Source organism: Mycobacterium sp. MS1601 (genome assembly GCF_001984215.1).
Lineage (GTDB): Bacteria > Actinomycetota > Actinomycetes > Mycobacteriales > Mycobacteriaceae > Mycobacterium.
The window spans coordinates 3,831,609-3,855,865 of record NZ_CP019420.1 but is presented as its reverse complement, the minus strand read 5'-3'; the positions used below and the strand labels follow the sequence as shown (position 1 = coordinate 3,855,865).

The 24,257-nt window shown below is 65.3% G+C and carries 18 protein-coding genes and 2 pseudogenes; 11 read left to right on the top strand and 9 right to left on the bottom strand.

The genetic code is table 11. The annotated features are described in order from the left end of the window. Window positions 1-176: 176 nt before the first annotated feature. Window positions 177-731, bottom strand: coding sequence for a TetR/AcrR family transcriptional regulator (locus BVC93_RS18780; protein ID WP_236950020.1), 555 nt, complete (start codon window positions 729-731; stop codon window positions 177-179). A gap of 282 nt (window positions 732-1,013) precedes the next feature. Between BVC93_RS18780 and BVC93_RS18775 the strand changes: the two genes are divergently transcribed. The 5 genes from BVC93_RS18775 to BVC93_RS18755 all read left to right on the top strand — a co-directional run bounded on the left by BVC93_RS18775 (window position 1,014) and on the right by BVC93_RS18755 (window position 5,199). Next, entirely contained in the window at window positions 1,014-1,460 is a 447-nt protein-coding gene (locus BVC93_RS18775) for a VOC family protein (protein WP_192860034.1), read from the top strand. Between the two features lie 22 nt (window positions 1,461-1,482). After that, window positions 1,483-1,968, top strand: a complete 486-nt coding sequence (locus tag BVC93_RS18770) for a VOC family protein (RefSeq protein ID WP_083738796.1) — start codon at window positions 1,483-1,485, stop codon at window positions 1,966-1,968. 104 nt (window positions 1,969-2,072) lie between these two features. Beyond that, window positions 2,073-2,783, top strand: a complete 711-nt coding sequence (locus tag BVC93_RS18765) for a hypothetical protein (protein ID WP_083738795.1) — start codon at window positions 2,073-2,075, stop codon at window positions 2,781-2,783. Window positions 2,784-2,839: 56 nt separating this feature from the next. Beyond that, window positions 2,840-3,334: a nuclear transport factor 2 family protein gene (locus BVC93_RS18760; protein ID WP_197687505.1), complete on the top strand. Its 495-nt coding sequence runs from the start codon at window positions 2,840-2,842 to the stop codon at window positions 3,332-3,334. Window positions 3,335-3,516: 182 nt separating this feature from the next. Further along, entirely contained in the window at window positions 3,517-5,199 is a 1,683-nt protein-coding gene (locus tag BVC93_RS18755) for a CocE/NonD family hydrolase (protein WP_197687504.1), read from the top strand. 113 nt (window positions 5,200-5,312) lie between these two features. On the opposite strand, the pseudogene BVC93_RS18750 reads toward BVC93_RS18755, so the two are convergent. Together BVC93_RS18750 and BVC93_RS18745 are read right to left on the bottom strand one after the other, a co-directional pair. After that, window positions 5,313-5,693 (bottom strand): annotated as a pseudogene (locus tag BVC93_RS18750) (DDE-type integrase/transposase/recombinase); the annotation flags it as partial. Further along, the gene (locus tag BVC93_RS18745; RefSeq protein WP_083738793.1) at window positions 5,626-5,883 is read right to left on the bottom strand and encodes a hypothetical protein; all 258 of its coding nucleotides are present in this window, start codon (window positions 5,881-5,883) and stop codon (window positions 5,626-5,628) included. The pseudogene BVC93_RS18750 and the gene BVC93_RS18745, both read right to left, overlap by 68 nt. 362 nt (window positions 5,884-6,245) lie before the next feature. Between BVC93_RS18745 and BVC93_RS18740 the strand changes: the two genes are divergently transcribed. Together BVC93_RS18740 and BVC93_RS18735 are read left to right on the top strand one after the other, a co-directional pair. Continuing rightward, window positions 6,246-7,451: a cytochrome P450 gene (locus tag BVC93_RS18740; RefSeq protein ID WP_083738792.1), complete on the top strand. Its 1,206-nt coding sequence runs from the start codon at window positions 6,246-6,248 to the stop codon at window positions 7,449-7,451. Continuing rightward, window positions 7,451-8,050: a TetR/AcrR family transcriptional regulator gene (locus tag BVC93_RS18735; RefSeq protein WP_083738791.1), complete on the top strand. Its 600-nt coding sequence runs from the start codon at window positions 7,451-7,453 to the stop codon at window positions 8,048-8,050. Before BVC93_RS18740 ends, BVC93_RS18735 begins: the two co-directional genes overlap by 1 nt. Here the strand turns inward: BVC93_RS18735 and BVC93_RS18730 are convergent. From BVC93_RS18730 to BVC93_RS18715, 4 genes are read right to left on the bottom strand one after another with little or no spacing between them, the layout of a single operon-like run. Beyond that, window positions 8,017-8,424 (bottom strand): hypothetical protein, encoded by a 408-nt coding sequence (locus tag BVC93_RS18730; RefSeq protein ID WP_083738790.1) that lies wholly within the window; start codon window positions 8,422-8,424, stop codon window positions 8,017-8,019. The two genes, BVC93_RS18735 and BVC93_RS18730, sit on opposite strands and share 34 nt — an antisense overlap. Before the next feature lie 35 nt (window positions 8,425-8,459). Continuing rightward, window positions 8,460-9,176 (bottom strand): siderophore-interacting protein, encoded by a 717-nt coding sequence (locus tag BVC93_RS18725; RefSeq protein ID WP_083738789.1) that lies wholly within the window; start codon window positions 9,174-9,176, stop codon window positions 8,460-8,462. Window positions 9,177-9,206: 30 nt separating this feature from the next. Then, window positions 9,207-10,346 (bottom strand): acyltransferase family protein, encoded by a 1,140-nt coding sequence (locus BVC93_RS18720; protein WP_083738788.1) that lies wholly within the window; start codon window positions 10,344-10,346, stop codon window positions 9,207-9,209. Continuing rightward, a complete protein-coding gene (locus tag BVC93_RS18715; RefSeq protein WP_083738787.1) occupies window positions 10,343-12,082 on the bottom strand; it encodes a DEAD/DEAH box helicase in 1,740 nt (579 codons plus the stop codon). Before BVC93_RS18715 ends, BVC93_RS18720 begins: the two co-directional genes overlap by 4 nt. A gap of 114 nt (window positions 12,083-12,196) precedes the next feature. On the opposite strand from BVC93_RS18715, the gene BVC93_RS18710 reads away from it, so the two are divergent. Together BVC93_RS18710 and BVC93_RS18705 are read left to right on the top strand one after the other, a co-directional pair. Next, the gene (locus BVC93_RS18710) at window positions 12,197-12,751 is read left to right on the top strand and encodes an LppP/LprE family lipoprotein (RefSeq protein WP_442929094.1); all 555 of its coding nucleotides are present in this window, start codon (window positions 12,197-12,199) and stop codon (window positions 12,749-12,751) included. A gap of 32 nt (window positions 12,752-12,783) precedes the next feature. Further along, window positions 12,784-16,178 (top strand): annotated as a pseudogene (locus BVC93_RS18705) (TM0106 family RecB-like putative nuclease). Here BVC93_RS18705 and BVC93_RS18700 read toward each other — a convergent pair. Both BVC93_RS18700 and BVC93_RS18695 read right to left on the bottom strand, forming a co-directional pair. Continuing rightward, window positions 16,175-18,052, bottom strand: a complete 1,878-nt coding sequence (locus BVC93_RS18700; RefSeq protein WP_192860033.1) for an MFS transporter — start codon at window positions 18,050-18,052, stop codon at window positions 16,175-16,177. The pseudogene BVC93_RS18705 and the gene BVC93_RS18700 overlap by 4 nt on opposite strands. A 79-nt stretch (window positions 18,053-18,131) precedes the next feature. After that, entirely contained in the window at window positions 18,132-19,331 is a 1,200-nt protein-coding gene (locus BVC93_RS18695; protein WP_083741146.1) for a multidrug effflux MFS transporter, read from the bottom strand. A 185-nt stretch (window positions 19,332-19,516) separates the two neighbouring features. Here BVC93_RS18695 and BVC93_RS18690 point away from each other — a divergent pair, with 185 nt between their 5' ends. Next, window positions 19,517-20,263 (top strand): hypothetical protein, encoded by a 747-nt coding sequence (locus BVC93_RS18690; RefSeq protein WP_442929093.1) that lies wholly within the window; start codon window positions 19,517-19,519, stop codon window positions 20,261-20,263. A 192-nt stretch (window positions 20,264-20,455) separates the two neighbouring features. Then, window positions 20,456-24,217, top strand: a complete 3,762-nt coding sequence (locus tag BVC93_RS18685) for a multifunctional oxoglutarate decarboxylase/oxoglutarate dehydrogenase thiamine pyrophosphate-binding subunit/dihydrolipoyllysine-residue succinyltransferase subunit (RefSeq protein ID WP_083738785.1) — start codon at window positions 20,456-20,458, stop codon at window positions 24,215-24,217. Window positions 24,218-24,257: the final 40 nt, after the last annotated feature.

Here is a 24,257-nt window from a genome sequence, read left to right as displayed (position 1 = left end):
GGGGTACTAACCGGGTAGGTTCGCGCGGTGGCCACGTGGCCAGATTGAGGGCTTCGCAGCGGGCATCTGGCGTGTTTGTCTTTGCCGATGGCGTCGCGGCGTTTGCGGCCGACTCGGAGTTTGGTCTTGGCAGGGTGACCCATGATGCCGGGGAGACCTACGTGACCGGGGTTCGTTCAGTCACGCCTCGTTGAAAGCGCCTTCACCAGAGGCAGGTAGACCGTGTCGATGATCTCGGCGATGGTGTCGGTTTCGACGGTGCCGCGGGTGAGGATCATTTCGTTGCGCACGAGCACACCGATGCTGACGGCCGCCCGGTCTGGTATTTCGCGCGGGCCCAGCTCTCCGCGTCGGCGTGCACGTTCGAGCGCCGGGTAGATCGTCCTTTCGGCGAGAATGGTCACCTGTGTTTCGAGTGTGCTGAACAGCTCGTCATCTGCCTCGGCGAGAAGGCTGCGGTAGTTATCGGCGCCGACATCGCGGAACACCGTGCTGACGGTCCCGAACAGGAGCAGCAGGTCCTCTCGCAGCGATTGTGTCCACACGAAATCGTCGTCGGGCTGCCAGTGCAGACTCGGCAGGGCGTCGACAACCATATGCGCCCGCGATGAGTAACGCCGGTAGAGCACGGGCTTGCTGGTCTGCGCACGACGCGCGACTCCTTCGTAGGTGACACCTAAGTAGCCGACATCGGTGAGTTCGGCTCGCGTCGCATCTCGGATAGCGGACATCAGGGCCTCGTCGCGGCGACGAGTCTTAGGTCGAGAAGCTGCTGCCGGCGAAGTAGACACGTTGCGTATCTTAGCGCGCCGGTGTATCTTACAGTTTATAAGATACGGCGCGTATCTTAGTTGTACATCCAGCTGACGATGCCCGCCGATAACTCGGTTCAGCGTGCCGGCAGGACAGATGTTCGACCGCAACGCCCTCGCCATCAATTCCCCCGTCATGACCGACGCAGTGGGCGTGAGAAAGGAAATCCGTTGCCCTCGTTGATAACCAAGTTGATGCACGTGTGCATCGCGGTGCCTAATCTGGAGACTGCACTCGGCTTCTACCAGGATGTTTTAGGGTTTACATCGGTGTTCCAAACCGAAAACGCAAACGCTGACGGCAACCTGCTGGGTTTCGACACCGACGTCGTGAATCTCAGAGCGCATCACCTGTCCATCGGCGTGCAACATGAGCACACCACGGAGATCAATCTTGTGGAGTTCGTCGCGCCTGCAACGACTTCCGGCCCTGCCGCGGCGCAGAACGTTCAGGGTTTGACACGCTTGGCGCTCCTCGTGGAGGACCTCGACGAGGCCTGCGGGCGGATCTCATCCCATGATGGTGTCGAAATGGTCTGCGCACCGCGAGAGATTGTCATCCGCGATGCCGATGCGGTCCATTCGTCGAGGTGGTTCAGCTTCCTAGACCCCTTCGGCGTGTTCATCACCGTGACCGAATCTCCCTGAACCGACTAAACGAAGGATTGGCATGGAGCGGTACATCAACAGACTCTTTCATGTGTGCATTACGGTGCCCGATATCGAGGAGGCGCTGGGGTTCTATCAGGGCGTACTCGGACTGGAATCGATCGGCCAGCTGAGAAACGAACGGTCTGACGGAGCGGTGCTCGGATTCCCGGACCAGGAGATCGTCATCCACGCCAACCATCTTCGCGGCAAGCGAACAGACCAGGCTACAGTCATCGACCTCATCGAATTCGTCAATCCAGCAACCGATGTCGGCGACGGGCCCTACAGGCGGATGAACCATGTCGGCATCACCCGGATGGCGTTCGACGTGGACGATGCCGACGCCATCTACGAGAAGCTCCGTCTGCGCGGCGATGTCGAAATCCTCTGCGAACCCGCCACCGTGCAGGCGCCAACGGAAGGTTCCTTCCGGATCCTCACCTTCAAAGATCCACTAGGGATTGTCCTGGAGCTCATCGAACACCGGCCAGATAAGCAGGGCTAATCCGTAACGGCCGCGATGTTTTCGCGCCCCGGCATGCCAGCTGGCAAGCAAGCACCCTCGCCAACGTTGGCGCCGAAACAGATTAAACGAAATCAGGAGAACCTGTGGACAACACGATCGAATCCCCTGTCATCAGCATCGTAGCGGGACCCACCGCCGGCGGAACCGCCGAGGACTACGAGATCTTCTACGCGCGAAGAGCTTTGCATCGACTCAAGAATCTGATCGGTCATCAGGGCCTGCTGGATCTGCTCGCCGACGACATCGCAGAAGGCAACGCCGCCCTTCGGGAGTACGCCACGAAATCGAACGGCGAGATACGGGCAGCGACCACCGTTCTGGCGGTGACCGGTTTCACCGCAGGGGAATTCATGGGATGGTTGGACGAGAACACCGACGACGAAGCCATCATGCTGGCGGCCCACCCCGAGCATTACGCGACGGCCGCACGACCGGACCAAACCCTGCTTCTCGTGGAGAACTTCGGCTCGCACCTCTGTTCATGTGTGGTGGCTTTCGGCCGCGGCACCAAGTGGGCCGCAACTTCACCGGAGTATCTTCCCGAAGACCGATATCCGATCAAGAAGATCGCGTCCATCGAACTCGAGGACGGAACGCCGATCGGTCGGGTGCTGTCCCAGTTCGGCGACACCGAAGACGGCTTCAGCGCCAGCCTGTCTATCTACTTCCCCGCGGCAAGCCCCGAGGAACTCGTCGAGCATCACCGCCGGCACCTGGCCGTCGAATTTACCAACTGGATCACAGCCGCCGCCGCGGCACACAAGCCTGCGGTGTCCAAAGGCCGCGCCACTTAGAACAGTTGACACCACGTTCACGGAACTTAAGGAGCTAGACGATGACACTGGAAGAATTGGTCGACCGCGCAGAGATCCTCGACGTGCTCACCCGGTACACACGCGGGCTGGATCGGGTGGAGATGGATTTGGTGCGTTCAGCTTTTCACGACGACGCCTGGGTCGAATTCCCCGAGGACGTGTACCGCGGCCCCGCAACCGGGTTCTGCAACTTCCTCGCCAAAGAAATGACGCTCTTCGTTCGAACCCGGCACCATTTGGGCAACATCCTGATCGAATTTGAGGGCGACGTCGCCTTCGTGGAGACCTACCTGAACGCCGATCATGAGGCGACGTCGTATCACAAGTGGAACGGTGCGTTCGTCACGCTGTGGGCCCGCTACACCGACCGCTTCGAGAAGCGAAACGGTGTCTGGAAAATTGCCCACCGCACCCTGCTCATCGACTGGATGCGCAAGGACGACGACCCTTCTGGCTGGTACAAAATCCCGGAAGCCCAGATGGGCAAACGCGACGGAACGGACCTCGTGCTTCGTGCGCACAGTTCCTGAACCACCGCCTCACCGCGGGGTGATAAGTGGCCTGCCTTCAGAGCGCGTACACATGCAGGCTCGCGCACACCACGGTCAGCCAAAGCACCCGCAACTGGATACCAGTAGGAGGATCCCATGACCGATTCGGAAATGTTGTTCATCCCGTCGCGTCCGCTACAGCCGGGCCCGCGCTGGGGGTGATGAGCGGGTTCTGCCCCGGCACGCAGATCTTGCCCGCTGGCCACCGCGTGGCTCCGCAGTTCATGGCGCTGCCCGTGGACATCCAGCTGGACAAGGACGTCGCCGTCACGCTACGAGACGGTGTGACGATCTTCGTCGACGTGTATCGCCCGGTGGGCGCGGAGAAGGTGCCGGTCATCGTGGCGTGGAGTCCGTACGGCAAAGGCGAGGGCAGTGCGCCGGCGGCGACGGGGGTCTTCGGTCTCGTGGGACTCGACGACGCCATCGTCTCCGGCCTGCACAAGTTCGAGGGCCCCGACCCGGCGTTCTGGTGCGCACAGGGCTACGCGATCTGCAACCCGGACATGCGCGGGGTCTGCGATTCCGAGGGCGACAGCGTGCTGTGGGACCGCCAAGAGGGTCGCGACGGCTACGACCTGATCGAGTGGTTGGGGGTCCAGGACTGGTGCAACGGCAAAGTGGCGATGAGCGGCACCTCCTACCTCGCCGCCTCGCAGTGGTTCACCGCAGCCGAGCGGCCACCGCACCTGGCGGCGATCAACCCCTGGGAAGGCGTCAGTGACACCTACCGCGACCTCTGCTTCCGTGGAGGCATGCCCGACGCCGGTTTCGCGCAAATGCTGCAGGAGGGTTCCTTCTGGGGAAAAGGCCGCCAAGAGGACATCATGGCCGAAGTCGCACGTTACCCGCTGATGAACGAGCTGTGGGAGAACAAGCGGGCCCGCCTCGAAGACATCACCGTCCCGGCCTACATCGTGGCCAGCTACTCCAATTCGCTGCACACACTCGGCACGTTCCGAGCATGGCGGGAAATCGCCTCCGAACAGAAGTGGTTGCGCATCCACAACAGCCAGGAATGGCCCGACTACTACGACGAGGCAAACCGAGACGACCTGCGACGGTTCTTCGACCACTTCCTCAGAGGCGAGGACAACGGATGGGATCAAACGCCGCGGGTGCGCTACTCCATTCTCAACCTCGCTGGCGGAGACCAGGTGAACATCGCCTCAGACCGCTTCCCGCCGGTCTCGGCGACCTCGGTGAAGTACTACCTCGACGGCGCCGGACGTGGACTGGTCGAGAACGTGCCGACGACCGAGGTTCCGGTGACCTATGACACCAGCGCCCTCACCGCATGGGCCTCGTTCCTCCTTCCATTCAGGCAGGAAACGCAGCTCGTCGGATACCCTAAAGCGCGGCTCTGGGTTCAGGCCGATGGCGCCGACGACATGGATCTGTTCGTCTTCGTGCAGAAGCTCGACGAACATGGAACTCCGTTGCAGGCCTTCACCGTTCCCAACCGCGGGGCACGAGTTCACGATGTCACTGAGCGCGGCGGCTCGATCCTGCGTTATAAGGGAAGCGACGGCCGGCTGCGGGTCTCCATGCGCCATCTCGACCCGGACTCGACCACCGAGGACATCCCGGTCCACACCTTCGATCGGACCGAGAACCTGACGCCCGGTGAAATCGCAGAGATCGAGCTAGAACTCGCCCCGATAGGACTGCACTTCCTGGCCGGTGAACAACTCCGACTAATCGTCAGCTCCCGAAACCTGTTCGGTCCGTGGATGCCCGGCACGCCGGAGTACATAGCGAACAACACCGGACAACATGTGATCCACACCGGCGGATCACATGCGTCCTATCTGCAGCTGCCAGTTCTCCGCACTTCGCGATGATCGACCGGTAGGACGGTGGTGCAGAGACCTCCACGATCTGGCAGCTATACCCGCGTAATCCGCCAGCGGCTGTCCCGTTTTCTTCAGCAATGGGAACAGTTGTCAAGCCGCGGGTAGGTCGTCGTTCCGTGACGGAGTTCGGCTCGGGTTGTCCAGCGTCGCCGGTCCAGGACGTTGCGTTGCAAAAGGGCGAAGAACGACTCCATGGTCGCGACCGGTGAGGGCAGCGCCACAGCGTGATCCAGGGCCGCCACGGCCAACGAAGACTTCATTCGGGAGTCGATCGAGTAGCCGACAAACCGGTTGGAGTAGACGTCTTTGAGGGCGCAGAGGTAGAGCTTGCCTTCGTCGGTGCGACGCTCGGTGATGTCGGCCAGCCAGACCTGGTTGGGAGCGTGGGCGCTGAACTGACGCTGCACGAGGTCGTCATGGACGGGAGGTCCGGATCGGCGGTTGAGTCCACGCTTCTTGGCGAAGATCGACCAGATCCGTTCCCCGCGCGGCTGATGGCGACGATACGGCCTCCAGCATGGCTTCGATGCGCATCCTGCCTTCTACCTGACGACCGTTGGACAACCAGTGATAGCGCAGCCGCCCCAGCAGTTCGAGCGCGGACTGTTCTTCCGATGGAGTCGCAGCGCTCCAATGCAGGGCGGCCACGTAACTGGGATGATCGAGGCTCATCAGCCGAATCAGGTCGTCCTGGTTACGGTGAGGACCACCTCGCGCCTGCCGAAAAGCCAAGCCGCATAATACAAGTCATCACCAGCTACATTGGCCGCTACATGGGCACTGCGAGTAATGAATCCGACGGCTGACGTGTTACGCCGGTGTCGCTCAGGTGGCACCTACCGAAACGCCCGCAGCGGCAGCAGAAGTCACCCGGGTGAGCGGGCCGTCGGGTCGTACGCCGGCACGAGCGCCGTCACAACGGCGCAAGTTGTGCGGTCGCGGACCACCTGGCACCCCGCCCGGCGATCACGAGAAATCTATTGGGATCGTTCACGCATATTGACATATCGAGCCACGCGTCGTATCCATAAGACATGACAGCAGCTCTGTCTCATTCGCCGAGATTCGAGTTGGCATGTGCCGACACCTGGGCAGACCCCTGGCCCATGTACCGGGATCTGCGTGACCACGACCCCGTGCATCACGTGCTCACCGGCAAACCTGGCCACGATTACTACGTACTGTCTCGCCATGCCGACGTCTTCACGGCTGCGCGCGATCACGAGACGTTCTCTTCCGCACAGGGGTTGACCGTCAACTACGGCGAGCTGGAAATGCTGGGCCTGCAGGATAATCCGCCGATGGTGATGCAGGATCCACCGATACACACCGCGTTCCGCAAGCTCGTCTCCCGGGGCTTCACCCCCCGCCAAGTCGAGGCCGTGGAACCGAAAGTCCGTGAGTTCGTGGTCGAGCGGATCGAGGCACTGCGCGCCGAAGGCGGCGGAGATATCGTCGCCGAACTCTTCAAGCCGCTGCCGTCGATGGTGGTGGCCCACTACCTGGGCGTGCCCTCCGAAGACCAGGGACAGTTCGACACCTGGACCGAGGCCATTGTTGCTGCCAACACCACTGACGGCGGCATCGGCGGTGCGCTCGAGACATTGGGCGAGGCACTGGCAGAGATGACGGCCTACTTCGCCGCATTGATCGAACGCCGCCGCCTCGAGCCGGCCGACGACACCGTCTCACATCTGGTGGCAGGCGATGTCGATGCGTTTGCCGTGCTGGCCTTCACCTTCACCATGGTGACGGGCGGCAATGACACCACCACCGGAATGTTGGGCGGCTCAGTGCAATTGTTACACCAGCGGCCCGATCAGCGCCAGCTGCTCATCGACAGCCCGGAGCTGATCGCAGACGCCGTGGACGAATTCCTGCGGCTCACTTCACCAGTGCAGGGACTGGCACGCACCGTCACCCGCGACGTCACGATCGGCGACACCACCATACCCGCCGGTCGTCGGGTGCTTCTGCTCTACGGGTCCGCCAATCGAGACGAACGCCAATTTGGCTCCGATGCAGGCGAACTGGACATCAGGCGCAACCCCCGCAACATCCTCACCTTCGGCCATGGCGCCCACCACTGCCTGGGCGCGGCCGCCGCGCGCATGCAGTCGCGAGTGGCGCTCACCGAACTGTTGACGCGATGCCCGGACTTCGACGTCGACGAGTCCGGAATCATCTGGGCCGGGGGAAGCTACGTGCGACGTCCACTGTCGGTGCCGGTGACCATCTGATGGCCGGCAGCGACTGGCTTGGCTCACGACGCAGCGAGGTCGCGGCCGACCGCATCCTCGACGCAGCAGGTGAACTGTTCGCCAAACGCGATCCAGGAGCCGTCGGAATGCACGAGATCGCAGTGGCGGCAGGGTGTTCCAGGGCCACTCTGTACCGGTACTTCGAGAACCGGGAAGCGCTGCACACCGCGTATGTGCACCGGGAGGCCTACCATCTGCACGCGCGGATGACCGAACGCATCGCCGGTATCGCCGACCCCCGTGAACGCCTGATCGCCGGCTTCCTGACTTCCCTGGAGCTGGTTCGCCAAAGTCCGGCGCTCAACTCGTGGTTCGCCACCAGCGGCTCCCCCATCGGCGTGGAGATCGCCGAGACCTCCGACGTGATTCAGGCAATGGGGTCAGCCTTCATCGTCTCGCTCGGCGCCGACGACCCGGCCGCGGTGCAACGCAAAGCGCGCTGGCTGGTGCGGGTACTGACCTCGCTACTGCTACTGCCGGGTCGCGATGCCGACGACGAACGGGCGATGGTCGAGGAGTTCCTGGTGCCGATCATGACTCCGGCTCAAACCGTCACCCGCAGCTCACCTCCCGGGTGAGTGCTCAACGTGACGATCACCGAGCCGGGTCCGGTGGCGAACACCGTGTTGGCATACCCGATGAACCCGTAGTGCGCGTCGATCACCGACACCGCAGTGATGTCGCCGCTGCCTTCGGCCCCCGTGGTCTCGTTGACCCAGTGCGCGGTCACCGTCAGCGCGCAGGACCCGTCGTAGATGCCTGCGTCGTAGTGGATCGCGACCCGCACACCGTCCCCGGTGCCCACGGGCGTCAGCTGCGCTTCGGCGCTGACAGTGCCGCCACACGTAGGCGAGGCAGCTACGGCAACGGCATCGAGCTGCGCGTACGGCTCGGCCACCGCCGGCGGCGCCAGCAGCAGCGCCAACACACCGAGCCCGAGAAGCCGCTTCACAGTGTGTCTATCGACGGGCAGCGGCGGGTTGTTAGTCAGGCGACCCAGTAACCCTGTGCCTTGACCGACTTCCTTGGGATCGCGTAGTTCTCCCGCAGCACCTTGGCGACGTTGCGGGTAGTGCGGTTGTCGCAGGCCACCCAGCCGAAATGGTCGGAGGCGTCGAAGGCCCACTTGGCTACCGTCTCGACCAGTGCCGCACCGGCATTCTCGCGGGCCACCCATGTCACGTCATGCGCGCCGACCACGGGCAGATCACGATCGTCGTCGTGGCCGGCTTCCAGGAACACCCAGGCTGGCGTGTCGCCGATGGCCTCGAGCAGGGAGTTGATGGCAGGCAGAGAAGCGGTGTCGCCGACGAGGATGTAGCCGGCCGGGGTCGGGGTGGGCAGCTGGAAGTTGCTGCCCAGAACCGTCACCTCGAGCACGTCACCCGGCTGCGCCTCCTGCGCCCAGCGGGTGGCCAGGCCGTCGTGCAGGGCGAAATCGATGTCGACGGTGCCCGCTACCGGGTCCGGGTTGACCAGGGTGTAGCCGCGCTGGTGGGACTTGTCGCCGTCGGGAAACCAGCCTCGGACCCACATGGTCGGATGGATGGGACGCTCGTCCAGCAGCTGCCCGGAGGTGAAGTGCAGCCGCAGGTAATGCGGACCGATTTCGGTGCGTCCGGTGACGGTCAGCTCATAGTCGCCGCCACGCCAGAGTTTGACGAGGGCTCCGGTCAATCCGCGGGACGGTTTCTGGTCAGCCATGCAACTAAGGGTAGCCTAACTAGGCTGGCGTCAGGAGCGTACGCGGGTGAACCGGTGCAGCAGCCAAGCGGCGGGGACCGACACCAACATCGTCACCGTGAACAACTGCCACATGGATCCGGTGTACACCGGATCGCGCAGCACCTCGACCATCACGAGCTCCATCAACACCAGGTGCACCAGGAAGATCTCGTAGGAGATCTCCCCAAGCCACACCATCGGCCTGCTCGCGAGGAAGCGCGAGTACCAACCCCGGTTGCCCAATGCCAACGGAGCGATCACCAGTGCGGAGATCACCGCGTAGAAGCCCGTCTTGAACAACGCTTCGTACAACTGCGTCGGCGACGTGGTGGGCTCACCGCCGATCGGGGTGGACACGATGAGGAAACAGATCAGCGCAATCGGCAGCGCCAGGAACGCATAACAGGTGACGCGCATGGCCTGCAGAACCGCCAACAACATCCCCGCCAGGAACCAGACCAGATACGTGGGCAACCAGAGCCGGGCGCCGTCGGGCAGGAATGTCGTGTGGTGCACCAGCGTCAGCCAGCCCGGCGAGATCAGCGCCAGCCCCGCCAATCCGGCCAGCAGCACACCGGGCTTCCACGCCCGCCGGCACAACACCACGAGCAACAGATAGGCCAGACCCGGAAGCACCACATAGAACGCGGCCTCCACGGCCAGGCTCCACATCTGCGTAAGCCCTTGGTGCAGATAGGAATACAGATAACCGTCGGTGTAGATCTGGGTCAGCGTCAGGTTACGGAACAGACCTTCCCAGGTGTGCCCGGGATTGGGGCCCGCTGTCCGGAAGTGATACAGCAGATAGGCCAACAGCACGGTCACCACGTACGCAGGCATGATGCGTCGCACCCGGTGCCAGGCATACCGTTTCACCGAAGGGGCTTCGCGACCAGCCGCGGAGGCTTGCACCCACGGACGGAACAACAGGAACCCCGACAGGGCGAAGAAGATCGGCACGCCGATCTCCATGCGCGAGTACACCAACCCGAGATAGCCCTGCGGATAACGACCCGTGGTGTACGCGGCATGGGTGGCGACCACCAAAATGGCTGCCACAGCCCGGATTCCGGTCAGCGACGCCACCCGGTCCGCGGTGGAAACCTGTTCGAGCCCGCCTACTGCGTCCAGCCCCCCGGACGCGGTCATTGCGACTTGCGGTACTTCTTGGGCTTCGTGTCGCGCTTGGGAGGACCTGACCGGTGGGGCGCCGCGCCGCCGGGACCGTCGTCGAGTTGCAGGTTGATCAGGTTGCCCTGGATACGCGTCTTGGCTAACTTCGCCCATGTCTCGGCAGGCAGATTCGGCGGCAGCTCCACCAGTGAGTACTCCGGCTTGATGGTGATGTGCCCGAAATCGCTGCGATGCAGTCCGCCCTCGTTGGCAATGGCGCCGACGATGGCACCCGGCATCACCTTGTGCCGCTTGCCAACCTCGATCCGGTAAGTCGCGAAACCACCGTCGCGGCGCATCGGCTTGTCGGGCCGCGGCGGACGATCGGGGCGTTCCTTGCGCTTCTCCGGCGGCGGCTCGGTCAGCAGGAACTCTTCACCGTCGCGGCTCTGCAGCGCCAGCGCGGCGGCAATGTCGGCCAGCGGCACGTCGTGATCGCGCTCGTAGCCTTCGATGAGCTGGCGGAACAAGTCGATTCCCGGCTTGGCCAGCGCATCGGAAATCGAGTCGCGGAACTTCTGCACCCGCTTCTCGTTGACGTCCTCCACCGACGGCAGATCGATCTCGACCAGCTTCTGCCTGGTCACCCGCTCGATCGCCCCCAACAGATGGCGTTCTCGCGGCGTCACGAACAGGAACGCGGTACCCGAGCGTCCAGCTCGACCGGTGCGCCCGATTCGGTGCACGTAGGACTCCGGATCATGCGGAATGTCGAAGTTCACCACGTGCGAGATGCGCTCGACGTCGAGCCCGCGGGCGGCGACGTCAGTGGCGACGAGGATGTCGATGGAACCGTCTTTGAGCGCCGAGATGGTGCGCTCACGCACCGCCTGGGGGATGTCGCCGTTGATGGCGGCCGCGGCGAAGCCCCGTGCCCGCAGCTTCTCGGCCACCTCTTCGGTGGCCTGCTTGGTGCGGACGAAGACGATCATGGCGTCGCCTTGTTCGACCTCGAGCAACCGGGTCAGCGCGTCCATCTTGCGCGGGTAGGACACCTGCAGGTAGCGCTGCGTGATGTTCTCGGCCGTCTGCGTCTTGGCCTTGACCGTGACCTCGACCGGGTCATGCAGGTACTTGGCGGTGATCTTCTTGATGGCCGGCGGCATGGTCGCCGAGAACAGGGCAACCTGTTTGTACTCCGGTGTCTCGGACAGAATGCGCTCGACGTCCTCGGCGAAGCCCATCTGCAGCATCTCGTCGGCCTCGTCGAGCACCATGTAGTCCAGGTGCGACAGGTCCAGGTTGCCCTTCTCGAGGTGGTCGATCACGCGGCCGGGGGTACCGACCACCACCTGAGCGCCGCGTTTGAGACCGGCGATCTGCGGCACGTAGGACGAGCCGCCGTAGATCGGCAGCACGTTGACCTTGAGCTTGGCGCCGTAACGGCTGAATGCCTCGGCCACCTGCAGTGCCAGCTCGCGGGTAGGCGCCAGCACCAGCGCTTGTGTGGTCCTGCTGCTGGTGTCGATCTTGGACAGGATCGGGATCGCGAAGGCCGCGGTCTTGCCTGTGCCGGTCTGCGCCAGGCCAACGACATCAGAGCCCGCCAGCAGGGCCGGGATGGTGGCTGCCTGGATGGCGGACGGGGTTTCGTAGCCGACCTCGGAGACTGCCTCCAGGACCGCTGGGTGTATCTGCAGATCAGCGAACGTCGCCGGCGTCGGTGCAGCGTCGCTGGACGTGGTTGTCTGATCGGGTTCCGGAGTGGTCATCGGGGTATCAGTCTAGAGCCCGCAGCGGGTAACGCCTGACCATCGGTGGTTCGGGGTCGTCACGTCGAGCCGGTAGCGTGGCGCGATGTGTGTGGCACAAGCGAGAGGACAGCGCTGACCGGCCGTTTCATCGGGTGCGTCGCGGCGGCATTGGCTGTGGTGTTTGTGCCGGCCTGTGGCTCCGGTGACTCCACTGCGTCGCAGACGCCAGAGGCCAGCGCCACCAGCTCCGCGCCTCCTCCCGCGCCACCGCCGGTCAGCACCGTGGCGCCGCCGCCCACCAGCGAGCCCGCCGATCCGTGTGCGGTGAACCTGGCCGCGCCCGCGATTGTCGCAGCGGTCTCGGAGCTGCCCAAAGACCCGCGCAGCGGGCAGGGCTGGAACCCCGAACCGGTGGCGGGCAACTACAACGAGTGCGCACCGTTGTCGGCGGTGATCATCAGGGCCAACACCAACGCCGACAACCCCAATACCCGGGCCGTGCTGTTCCACCTCGGCAAGTTCATCCCCACCGGCGTTCCCGACACCTTCGGCTTCAACGGCATCGAGCCCACGCAGAGCACCGGCGACACCGTGGCATTGAAGTACACCGACGGATTGGGTCTGGACAGCATCGTGAAGTTCCGCTGGAACGGCAACGGGGTGGAGCTCATCGGCAACACCGGGTAGGGCTGTCCCCGCCCCCACCTACAGTGGCTGGCGTGTTCGTCGACGGGGGCAGCGTGCTGTACAGCGCGTCGGATCTGGCGGCTGCCGCGCGCTGCGAGTACGCCCTGTTACGGGCCTTCGACGCGAAGCTGGGCTGGGGTCCGCAGATCAGCACCGAGGATCAACTGCTGGCACGCACATCGGCTCTCGGTGACGAACATGAGCATCGCCGCCTCGACGAGCTGCGCGGTCGGTTCGGTGATGACGTCACCACGATCGGCAGACCCACCTACACCGCAGGCGGCCTGACCGCCGCCGCGACACAGACCATGCGCGCCATCACCGATCGGGCACCGGTGGTGTACCAGGCCGCCATGTTCGACGGCCGTTTCCTGGGATTCGCCGACTTCCTGGTCCTCGATGGCGACCGGTATCGCGTCGCCGACACCAAGTTGGCTCTCTCGGCGAAGGTCGAGGCGCTGCTGCAGCTGGCGGCCTACGCCGACACGCTGTCCCGCGCCGGAGTTCCGGTGCACGACGAGGCGGAGCTGGTCCTGGGCAACGGGACCGCCGTGCGGTACCGGCTCGACGAGATCATCCCGGTGTACCGGCCGCGTCGCGCCGACCTGCAACGGCTGCTGGACGCCCATTTCGCCGGCGGGCAACCGGTGCGCTGGGAGGACGACGGGGTGCGAGCGTGCTTCCGCTGTCCCGAATGCGACGTGAAGGTCCGCGAGCACGACGACCTGTTGCTGGTCGCCGGGATGCGGGTGAGCCAACGAGCCCGCCTGATCGAGGCCGGTGTCAACACCGTCGCCGAGCTGGCCGAGCGAACCGAACCGGTTCCCGACCTGCCTGCGCGCACCATCACCGCCCTGAGCGCCCAGGCCCGTTTGCAACGGCGACCTCGGGTCGAGGGCAAACCGCCCTACGAGGTGGCGGATCCGCAGCCGCTGATGGTGCTGCCGAATCCGGACAAAGGCGACCTGTTCTTCGACTTCGAGGGCGACCCACTGTGGACCGCCGACGGCAGCCAGTGGGGCCTGGAGTACCTCTTCGGCGTGCTGGACTGCGCCGACGAGTTCAGGCCGCTGTGGGCACATGACCGGGCTTCGGAGCGAAAAGCCTTGCAGGACTTCCTCAAGCTGGTGGCCAAGAGGCGTAAACGCTACCCGAACATGCACATCTACCATTACGCCGCCTACGAGAAGACGGCGCTGCTGCGACTGGCCGGACGTCACGGTGTCGGCGAGGACGAGGTGGACGACCTGCTGCGCAACGGCATTCTGGTTGACCTTTTCCCCTTGGTACGCAAGAGCATTCGGGTGGGCACCGAGAACTACAGCATCAAATCGCTCGAGCCGCTCTACATGGGCGCTGAACTTCGCACCGGCGAGGTCACCACGGCCACCGCGTCCATCACCGAGTACGCGCACTACTGCGAGCTGCGCGACGACGGCCGTGAGGAGGACGCGGCGGCGTTGCTGCACGAGATCGCCGAGTACAACCGATACGACTGCCGATCGACCCGACGGCTGCGGGACTGGCTGGTGGGCATCGCCTTCGAAGCCGGAGTGCCGCCGCTGGGCGCCCAGCCGGTGCGCGACGGCGCGGAACCCGACGAGGACGATCAGCTGGCCGCAAGCTGGCCAAGTTCGTCGGCGAGGATCCCGGCGCGCGAACCCCACAGCAGACCGCGGTGGCATTGCTGGCCGCAGCGCGTGGATACCACCGCCGCGAGGACAAGCCCTTCTGGTGGGCGCATTTCGACCGGCTGAACAATCCCGTGGACGAATGGGGTGATGAGACAGACGTTTTCCTGATCGAGAACGCGGAGATCATCACCGACTGGCACACCCCGCCACGGGCCCGCAAACCACAACGACGAGTTCTCGTCTCCGGCACCCTGGCCGCGGGTGAACTGGCCCGCGACATGTTCGCCCTCTACGCGCCGCCGTCGCCGGCCGGGCTCACCGACGACGTAGAGCGCCGCGCGGCCGGCCCCGTCACCGTCGCCGAGTGCGACAACCCCGACACCCCGAACTCGGTGACGGTGATCGAAAGAGCCCCCAAGGACGGCACCACCTTCGACCAGGTGCCGTTCGCATTGACCCCCGGCCCGCCGATCGCCACCAAGGCGATGCGCGAATCCATCAACACCACAGCACAATTCATTGCCGATGGACTGCCGAAGCTGCCCGACAACGCCATCATGGACCTGTTGTTGCGCCGCCCGCCGCGAACCCGCACCGGTGCCCCGCTGCCCCATGACGGGGCACCTGTCGACGACATCACCGCCGCGCTGGAGGATCTGGACTCGTCGTACCTGGCGGTGCACGGTCCGCCCGGCACCGGCAAGACCCACACCGCCGCCGCGGTGATCGCGAACCTGGTCGCCCGACAGCACTGGCGGGTGGGGGTGGTGGCACAGTCGCATGCCGTGGTGGAGAACCTGTTCTGCGGGTTGCTCAAGGCCGGGGTGGATCCCGACGTGATCGCCAAACGTGACACCCGCACCGAGAACGCCCCATGGCAGGAACTCGACGCCAATGCGCATGCCGGCTTCATCGCCGACCACCCGGGGTGCGTGATCGGTGGCACCAGTTGGGACTTCGCCAACACAGCCCGCATTCCGCCTGGCTGTCTGGATCTGCTGGTGGTCGAGGAAGCCGGACAGTTCAGCCTGGCCAACACCATCGCAGTGGCACCGGCTGCGCAGAACCTGCTGCTGCTCGGTGACCCCCAGCAGCTCCCCCAGGTCAGTCAGGGCACCCATCCTGAGCCGGTGGACGAATCGGCTCTCGGCTGGCTCGTCGACGGCCAGCACACTCTGGCCGACGACCTCGGATACTTCCTGGACCGCTCATGGCGGATGCATCCACTGGTCTGTTCTGCGGTGTCTCGCCTGTCCTACGACAATCGATTGACCGCGGTGGACGAGGTGAGTGGGCGGCGCCACCTCGACGGGGTGGCACCAGGAGTGCGGGTACTGGCCGTGGCACACGACGGCAACGCCACCGAGAGCCGCGAGGAAGCCGACGCGATCGTCACCGAGATCACCACGATGATCGGTAACACCTGGAGCGACGAGGACGGCTCGCGGCCCCTGAGGCCGGCCGACGTCCTGGTCGTCACTCCGTACAACGCCCAAGTGGCGACACTGCGCGACCATCTCGATGCGGCGGGTCTGCAGGAGGTGCGCGCCGGCACCGTCGACAAGTTCCAGGGCCAGCAGGCACCCGTTGTCTTCGTGTCGATGGTGGTGTCCTCGATCGACGACGTACCGCGCGGAATCTCGTTCCTGCTCAACCGGAACCGACTCAACGTCGCCGTGAGCCGCGCCCAGTACACCGCTGTGATCGTGCGCTCGGTGTTGCTCACCGAGTACCTGCCCGCCACGCCGGCGGGCCTGATCGACCTGGGCGCGTTCCTGACGCTGACCGCTTAGTCCCCGCGCGAGCTGGAGTGCCGCCCGTAGCGTGGCGCGTCGATCGGTTCGATCTCCGACACCGGCCGAACCCCGTCATACGGCTCGAGATCGTCGAGATAGTCGGCGTCGCGCCCGTACCCCGCCACGACGACGTCCTCATCGATCAACGAGCTCCAGTACTGCACCGGGTCACTGGGGGTCGCCCGTACCGGCAGCGGGTCCGTGGCCGGCTCGACGTCGGAGACTCGCTCGAACTTCTCGACCGCGGGAGCGCGGACGAACTCGACCGGGATATAGGCGTCGTCGGCGAAGTCGTCGTCGTAATCGTCGGCGTAGCCGTCGTATTCGGGCTCGTCATCGGGTTTGTCGACCACCGCGGGAATCACCTCGGTGCGGGCGGTCGTCGACACCGGAGCTCGCCGCACCGATCCGAGCAGGAAGATCGCGGCGACCACCCCGAACAGACCGATGAACGCGGGCAACAGCAGCGACTGGGACAACGCCGCGGCAAACGGTTCCCGCAGGACCGCGGGCAGCTCCGTCACGGCACCCTCCCCCGGCGGCGGTCCGGTGCCGGTGCCGGGCATCTCGGCGCTGATCCGGGCCGTCATGAACGCGGCGATGGCCGCACTGCCGATCACCGACCCCACCTGCCGGGTGGCGTTGTACACACCCGAAGCGGCACCGGCAAGATCCGGCGGCAGGTTGCGCGTCGCCGTGGCTGCCAGCGGCGCGAAGATGAACGCCGTCGCCACCCCGAGCGCCATCAGCGGCACCACCAGCCGCCAGATCGGCGTCGTCGGCGTCATCTCGATGGACAGCCAGGTCAGGGCGATCGCCAACACAGAAAATCCGAAACCGACGATCGGACTCGGGTGGGCCCGGTCCACGATGCGACCGACAAACGGCGCCAGCACACCGGTGGTGACCGCCATGGGCGCGGTCAGCAATGCCGACTGGGTGGGGGTGAGCCCGCACACCGCCTGCGCGTAGAACATCAGCGGCACGATGAACGCGGTGATGACGAAGCCGATGACGGCGCCGCCGGCATTGGCCAGGCTGAAGTTGCGGTCAGCAAAGATGCGCAGCGGGATCAGTGGCTCGTTGGTGTTGACCGCCTGCCAGTAGACGAACCCACCCATGGCCGCCAGCCCCGCGATGAGCATCAGCCAGATCCACCACGCCCAGCTGTTGGCCTGCCCCTCCTGCAGACCGAACACGATCAGGAACATGCCGAGGCCCGACAACGCGACCCCGAGCAGGTCGAAGCCACGGTTGGTGGTGGGCAGCACCGGAATCAGCCACACCGCCAGCGCGATACCGAGCACGCCGATCGGCACGTTGACGATGAAGATCCACTGCCAGCCGAGGTGGTCCACCAGCACACCGCCGGCCAGCGGACCCACCAGCGTGGCCACACCGGCAGTGGCGCCCCACACGCTCATCGCCACGCCACGGCGTTGCGGCGGGAAGATCCTGGTGATGGTGGACAGCGTCTGCGGCGTCAGGAGCGCCGCACCGATGCCCTGCAGCACCCGGGCGGCGATCAACATGCCGATGGAACCGGACAGCCCGCACCACAGGGAGGCGACGGTGAAGACGGCCAACCCGACGATGTAGAGGTTCTTCGGGCCGAACCGATCTCCGAGGCGACCGGCAACCAGCAGCGGGACGGCGTATGCCAGCAGATACGCGCTGGTCACCCAGATCACCGCGTCATAGCTCGCGGACAGGTTCTCCATGATGCTGGGGTTGGCGACCGCGACGATGGTCGAGTCGACCAGGATCATGAAGAACCCGATGAGCATGGCCCACAGGGCGTTCCACGGGTTGGTCTGGGCCTCGGCAGCGGTGGTCAACCTCCGGGCGTTCGGCCCGCCGGTTTCCGTCATCACGCCGCCTAACTATCGATCAATGCCTCCGGGCATGGTGCCATCTCAACCTGTCCCGGTCGCGCGGAGGGCAGCGATGTCAGGCGACTTCTGTGGACAGCGCAGCGTCGGCAAGAGCGGGGCTGTGTGCGGGCGGACGCACGGTCAGCAGCGCCACCAGAGCAATGACGACGCTGACGGCCATCACCACCGCCATGGCCAATTGGTCGTTGCCCAGAACGCCCACCAACGGTGCGACCACGGCCCCCAGGCCGAACTGTCCCGCGCCCATCAGAGCCGCCGCCGTTCCGGCCGACTCCGGGTGTCGTGACAACGCGAGGGCCGGCGCATTGGGCATGACGAGGCCCATCGCGGCCAGGATGGTCCAGACCGGCACCAGGAAGCCGTACACCCCGCCGGTGTGCGTCGCTGCCAGGCCAAGGAAGACGGCGCTGGCCACGGCGGCCACGCTCAGTGCCGTGATCACGATCCGTAGTGGCGAGAACCACTTCAGCAGCACCGGGTTGGTCTGGGTCGACGCGATCAGGGCCACCGCACCGGCTCCGAACAGCAACGCGAACTGCTGCTGATCGATGCCATAGCGGTCCTGCAGCACGAATGACGCGCCGGCGATGTAGGCGAACAATCCGGCCATCGCGAGGGCGGCGACAAAAATGAGAACCACGAACCGCACGTCCTTGAGCAGCCGGACGTAGGTACCCGCGACACCGCGGATCCGCAGCGGAGGGCGGTGGGACGGTGGCAGCGTCTCCGGCAGCGAAAGCGCGCCCATGAGCAGCAGCAGGCCGGCCAGCACCACCAGAGCCGCGAAGACCCAGCGCCACGAGCCGTGCAGCAGAACGGCCGCACCCAGGGACGGAGCCAGCACCGGCGCCACCCCCAGCACCAGCATCAGCCTCGACATCATGGTGGCTGCGGCCCGGTCGCGATACAGATCGCCGACCACCGCCAGGGCCACGACCATGCCGGCCGCGGCGCCCATGCCCTGCAGGACGCGCCCGACACCCAGAACAGCGACGTTCGGCGCCAGCAGGCAGATCACCGAGGCCACGATGTGCAAGACGATGCCCCCGATGAGCGGGCGACGACGGCCCAGCGAATCCGACAGCGGCCCGATGATCAGCTGCCCCAGCGCCAACCCGGCCAAGGTGCCCGTGAGCGTCAACTGCACCACCGAGGACGTCACCGCGAGGTCCTCGCCAATGGTGGGCAACGCCGGAAGGTACATGTCGATGGTCAGCGGCCCGAGGGCGACGAGAGCGCCGAGGACCAGGATCATGCGGATGCGGTTCGGTGCCGCCTGCTCGGAATAAACCACGCTCCACAACAGCATCGACAGCCAATGAATTTCTTCCCAAGCGAACAAACAGTGACCGGGTTCACTGCCGGGCACCGTCTCGGCCCGCGGTTCGTTGCCTTTTCGCTAGCCTTGAACAGAAGGACGTCCAGGGAGGCTCGATGAACATGGAACGGTCCCGCGAGAAACTCATGGCCCGCTCCACCTCCAATCTGCCTGCGAAGGCGGACGAGGATCCGGGCATGGCGGCCAAGGTTCTCTCGAACCTGATCGAGACGGGGTCGCGTGTACAGGCACCGGCCATCCGGGCCTACGTCGGGCGGCTGCGGGCCGCCAACCCCGACGCCACCCCGGCCGAGATCGTCACCAAACTCGAGAAGCACTACCTGGCCGCGGTGATGGCCAGCGGTGCCGCCGTCGGGTCAGCGGCAGCCTTCCCCGGCGTTGGCACACTCGTGGCGATGTCCGCGGTGGCCGGCGAAACGGTGGTGTTCCTGGAGGCCACGGCGGTGTTCGTGCTGGCGGTGGCCGAGGTGCACGGCATTCCGGCCGAGCATCGCGAGCGTAGGCGGGCACTGGTGCTGGCGGTCCTGGTGGGCGAGGACAGCAAGGGCGCCATCGCGGACCTGATCGGGCCGGGCCGCACCAGCGGTGCCTGGCTCACCGAGGGCGCCGCGTCGCTGCCGCTACCCGCGGTGTCGCAGCTGAACTCGCGGCTGCTGAAATTCTTCGTGAAGAAGTACGCGCTGAAACGCGGCGCCCTGGCGTTCGGCAAGATGTTGCCGGTGGGCATTGGCGCCGTGATCGGCGGCGGCGGCAACCGACTGATGGGCAAGCGGATCGTGAAGAACGCACACGCGGCGTTCGGACCTGCGCCGGGGCGCTGGCCGGGCACCCTGCACGTGCTGCACTGACCGCGACGGGCGCCCGCAGCAAAACTGTGCATAACGTCTCTGCTGCGGGCATGGTCTGGCGTGCGACACACGCGATAGCCTTTAGTGCGGCGCAACACGCCTCATGTGGCAAGCAGCCACCGCAGACCGCTTGCCTTGGAACAAACACAGAACACAGAACTAAAGAGCACTGAATCGAGGCGAGCAGCTGCTGTGAGCAGTACAAGTTCACCATTCGGGCAGAACGAATGGTTGGTCGAGGAGATGTACCGGAAGTTTCGTGAAGATCCTTCCTCGGTCGATCCGAGTTGGCACGAGTTCCTGGTCGACTACAACCCCGACCAGGTGATTGACACCCCGGCCCCGTCGAGCGGCACCAGCACCGCCACCAAGGCCGCCCCGGCCAACGTCCGCGCGCAAGCGCCCGTCGCCCCTGCGGAGCCCAAGCCCGCTCCCCCGCCGGCCAAGCAGGCGCCACCCGCCAAGACTCCGCCCACCAGCAACGGCGCGTCCGCACCCACCAAGCAGCCCACTCCGGCCAAGCCCGCTGAGAAGCCCGCTGCCGCCTCCGAGAAGGGTGCCGCACCCGCCGGCGACGAGACGCAGGTGCTGCGTGGGGCCGCCGCAGCCGTGGTCAAGAACATGAACGTCTCGCTGGAGGTGCCCACCGCCACCAGCGTCCGGGCCATCCCGGCCAAGGCGATGATCGACAACCGCGTCGTCATCAACAACCACCTCAAGCGCACCCGCGGCGGCAAGATCAGCTTCACCCACCTGCTGGGCTACGCGATCGTCCAGGGCGTCAAGAAGTTCCCCAACATGAATCGGCACTTCGCCGAGATCGACGGCAAGCCCAACGCCGTCACCCCGGCCCACACCAATCTCGGTCTGGCCATCGATCTGCAGGGTAAGAACGGCAGCCGCTCACTGGTGGTTGCCGCCATCAAGGGCTGCGAGGCCATGAAGTTCGGGCAGTTCATCGCTGCCTACGAGGACATCGTGCGACGCGCCCGCGACGGCAAGCTCACCGCCGAGGACTTCGCCGGTGTGACGATCTCGCTGACCAACCCCGGCACGCTGGGCACCGTGCACTCGGTGCCGCGTCTGATGTCGGGCCAGGGCGCGATCATCGGTGCCGGGGCCATGGAGTACCCGGCCGAGTTCCAGGGCGCCTCCGAGGAGCGCATCGCCGAACTGGGCATGGGCAAGCTGATCACGCTGACCTCTACCTACGACCACCGCATCATCCAGGGCGCGGAGTCCGGCGACTTCCTGCGCACCGTCCACCAGCTGCTGCTGGCCGACGAGTTCTGGGACGAGATCTTCTTCGAACTCGGCATCCCCTACGAGCCGGTCCGGTGGCGCACCGACAACCCGGACTCGATCGCGGACAAGAACGCCCGCATCATCGAGCTGATCGCGGCCTACCGCAACCGCGGTCACCTGATGTCGGACACCGATCCGCTGCGCCTGGACAAGACCCGTTTCCGCAGCCACCCCGACCTCGACGTGCTCTCACACGGCTTGACCCTGTGGGACCTGGACCGTGAGTTCAAGGTCGACGGATTCGCCGGCGCCGAGTACAAGAAGCTGCGTGACGTGCTGTCGGTACTACGCGACGCGTACTGCCGCCACGTCGGCGTGGAATACACCCACATCCTCGAGCCCGAGCAGCAGAAGTGGCTGCAGGACCGCATCGAGGTCAAGCACGACAAGCCCACGGTTGCGCAGCAGAAGTACATCCTGAGCCGGCTCAATGCAGCCGAGGCTTTCGAGACCTTCCTGCAGACCAAATACGTTGGCCAGAAGCGCTTTTCACTCGAAGGCGCCGAAACCATCATTCCGATGATGGACGCCGCCATCGACCAGTGCGCCGAGCACGGCCTCGACGAAGTGGTCATCGGCATGCCGCACCGCGGCCGCCTCAATGTGCTGGCCAACATCGTCGGCAAGCCGTACGCGCAGATCTTCAGCGAGTTCGAGGGCAACCTGAACCCGTCGCAGGCGCACGGCTCCGGTGACGTGAAGTACCACTTGGGCGCCTCCGGCACTTACATCCAGATGTTCGGCGACAACGACATCGAGGTGTCGCTGACCGCCAACCCGTCGCACCTGGAAGCCGTGGACCCGGTGCTCGAAGGCCTGGTGCGGGCCAAGCAGGATCTGCTGGACAAGGGCGACGGCGACGATGGTTTCAGCGTTGTGCCGCTGATGCTGCACGGCGACGCGGCGTTTGCGGGCCAGGGTGTGGTGGCCGAGACGCTGAACCTGGCGCTGCTGCGCGGGTACCGCACCGGCGGCACCATCCACATGATTGTCAACAACCAGGTCGGCTTCACCACCTCGCCGGAGAACTCCCGCTCCTCGGAGTACTGCACCGACGTCGCGAAGATGATCGGCGCGCCGATCTTCCACGTCAACGGCGACGATCCCGAGGCCTGCGTCTGGGTGGCCCGGCTGGCGGTCGACTTCCGGCAGAAGTTCAAGAAGGACGTCGTGATCGACATGCTGTGCTACCGCCGCCGCGGGCACAACGAGGGCGACGACCCGTCGATGACGCAGCCGGCGATGTACGACGTGATCGACCACAAGCGCGGTGTCCGCAAGACCTACACCGAAGCGCTGATCGGCCGCGGCGACATCTCGATGAAGGAAGCCGAAGACGCCCTGCGTGACTACCAGGGCCAGCTGGAGCGCGTCTTCAACGAGGTACGCGAGCTGGAGAAGCACGACGTCGAACCCAGCGAGTCGGTGGAATCCGAGCAGGTTCCCTCCAAGGGCCTGACCACCGCGGTGGACAAGTCGCTGCTGGCCAAGATCGGTGACGCGCACCTGGCGATCCCCGAAGGTTTCACCGTGCACCCGCGCGTCAAGCCGGTGCTGGAGAAGCGGCGCGAGATGGCCTACGAAGGCAAGGTGGACTGGGCGTTCGGCGAGCTGCTGGCCCTGGGGTCACTGATCAACGAGGGCAAGCTGATCCGGTTCTCCGGTCAGGACACCCGCCGTGGCACCTTCACCCAGCGGCACTCGGTGATCATCGACCGCAAGACCGGCGAAGAGTTCACCCCGCTGCAGCTGCTGGCGCTCAACGAGGACGGCACCCCCACCGGCGGCAAGTTCCTGGTGTACGACTCGGCGCTGTCGGAGTTCGCCGCGGTGGGCTTCGAGTACGGCTATTCCGTGGGCAACCCCGAGGCGCTGGTGCTGTGGGAGGCGCAGTTCGGCGATTTCGTCAACGGTGCCCAGTCGATCATCGACGAGTTCATCAGCTCCGGTGAGGCCAAGTGGGGTCAGCTGTCCGACGTGGTGCTGCTGCTGCCGCACGGTCACGAAGGGCAGGGCCCCGACCACACCTCGGGTCGCATCGAGCGGTTCCTGCAGCTGTGCGCGGAAGGGTCGATGACGGTGGCTCAGCCGTCGACACCGGCCAACTACTTCCACCTGCTGCGGCGGCACTCCCTCGACGGGATCCACCGCCCGCTGATCGTGTTCACCCCGAAGTCGATGCTGCGCAACAAGGCCGCGGTCAGCGACATCAAGGAGTTCACCGAGGCCAAGTTCCAGTCGATCATGGAGGAGCCGGCCTATACCGACGGCGAAGGCGATCGGTCGAAGGCGAAGCGGATCCTGTTGTGCAGCGGCAAGCTGTACTACGACCTGGCCGCCCGCAAGGCCAAGGACAAGCGCGACGACATCGCCATCGTCCGCGTCGAGCAGCTGTACCCGCTGCCGCCGCGCCGGCTGGGTCGTACGCTGGACTCCTACCCGAATGCCGAGCAGTTCTATTGGGTGCAGGAGGAGCCGGCCAACCAGGGTGCATGGCCGACCTTCGGCCTGGCGCTGCCGGAGCTGCTGCCGGAGAAGCTGAGCGGGATCAAGCGGGTGTCGCGACGGGCCATGAGTGCGCCGTCGTCGGGCTCGTCGAAGGTGCACGCGGTCGAGCACCAGGAAATTCTCGACGAAGCGTTCAACTGAGGCGCGAAGGCTGAAACAAGCGCGGCCGTCCCGTTCGGGG

Bases quoted from the DNA above. Each gene is read 5' to 3' on its own strand.
- BVC93_RS18690 (WP_442929093.1), top strand. From the start codon at position 19,517: ATGGAACGGTCCCGCGAGAAACTCATGGCCCGCTCCACCTCCAATCTG.
- BVC93_RS18720 (WP_083738788.1), bottom strand. From the start codon at position 10,346: ATGACCGCGTCCGGGGGGCTGGACGCAGTAGGCGGGCTCGAACAGGTT.
- BVC93_RS18740 (WP_083738792.1), top strand. From the start codon at position 6,246: ATGACAGCAGCTCTGTCTCATTCGCCGAGATTCGAGTTGGCATGTGCC.
- BVC93_RS18780 (WP_236950020.1), bottom strand. From the start codon at position 731: ATGTCCGCTATCCGAGATGCGACGCGAGCCGAACTCACCGATGTCGGC.
- BVC93_RS18770 (WP_083738796.1), top strand. From the start codon at position 1,483: ATGGAGCGGTACATCAACAGACTCTTTCATGTGTGCATTACGGTGCCC.
- BVC93_RS18715 (WP_083738787.1), bottom strand. From the start codon at position 12,082: ATGACCACTCCGGAACCCGATCAGACAACCACGTCCAGCGACGCTGCA.
- BVC93_RS18755 (WP_197687504.1), top strand. From the start codon at position 3,517: ATGAGCGGGTTCTGCCCCGGCACGCAGATCTTGCCCGCTGGCCACCGC.
- BVC93_RS18745 (WP_083738793.1), bottom strand. From the start codon at position 5,883: ATGAGCCTCGATCATCCCAGTTACGTGGCCGCCCTGCATTGGAGCGCT.
- BVC93_RS18735 (WP_083738791.1), top strand. From the start codon at position 7,451: ATGGCCGGCAGCGACTGGCTTGGCTCACGACGCAGCGAGGTCGCGGCC.
- BVC93_RS18695 (WP_083741146.1), bottom strand. From the start codon at position 19,331: ATGATCCTGGTCCTCGGCGCTCTCGTCGCCCTCGGGCCGCTGACCATC.
- BVC93_RS18700 (WP_192860033.1), bottom strand. From the start codon at position 18,052: ATGACGGAAACCGGCGGGCCGAACGCCCGGAGGTTGACCACCGCTGCC.
- BVC93_RS18725 (WP_083738789.1), bottom strand. From the start codon at position 9,176: ATGGCTGACCAGAAACCGTCCCGCGGATTGACCGGAGCCCTCGTCAAA.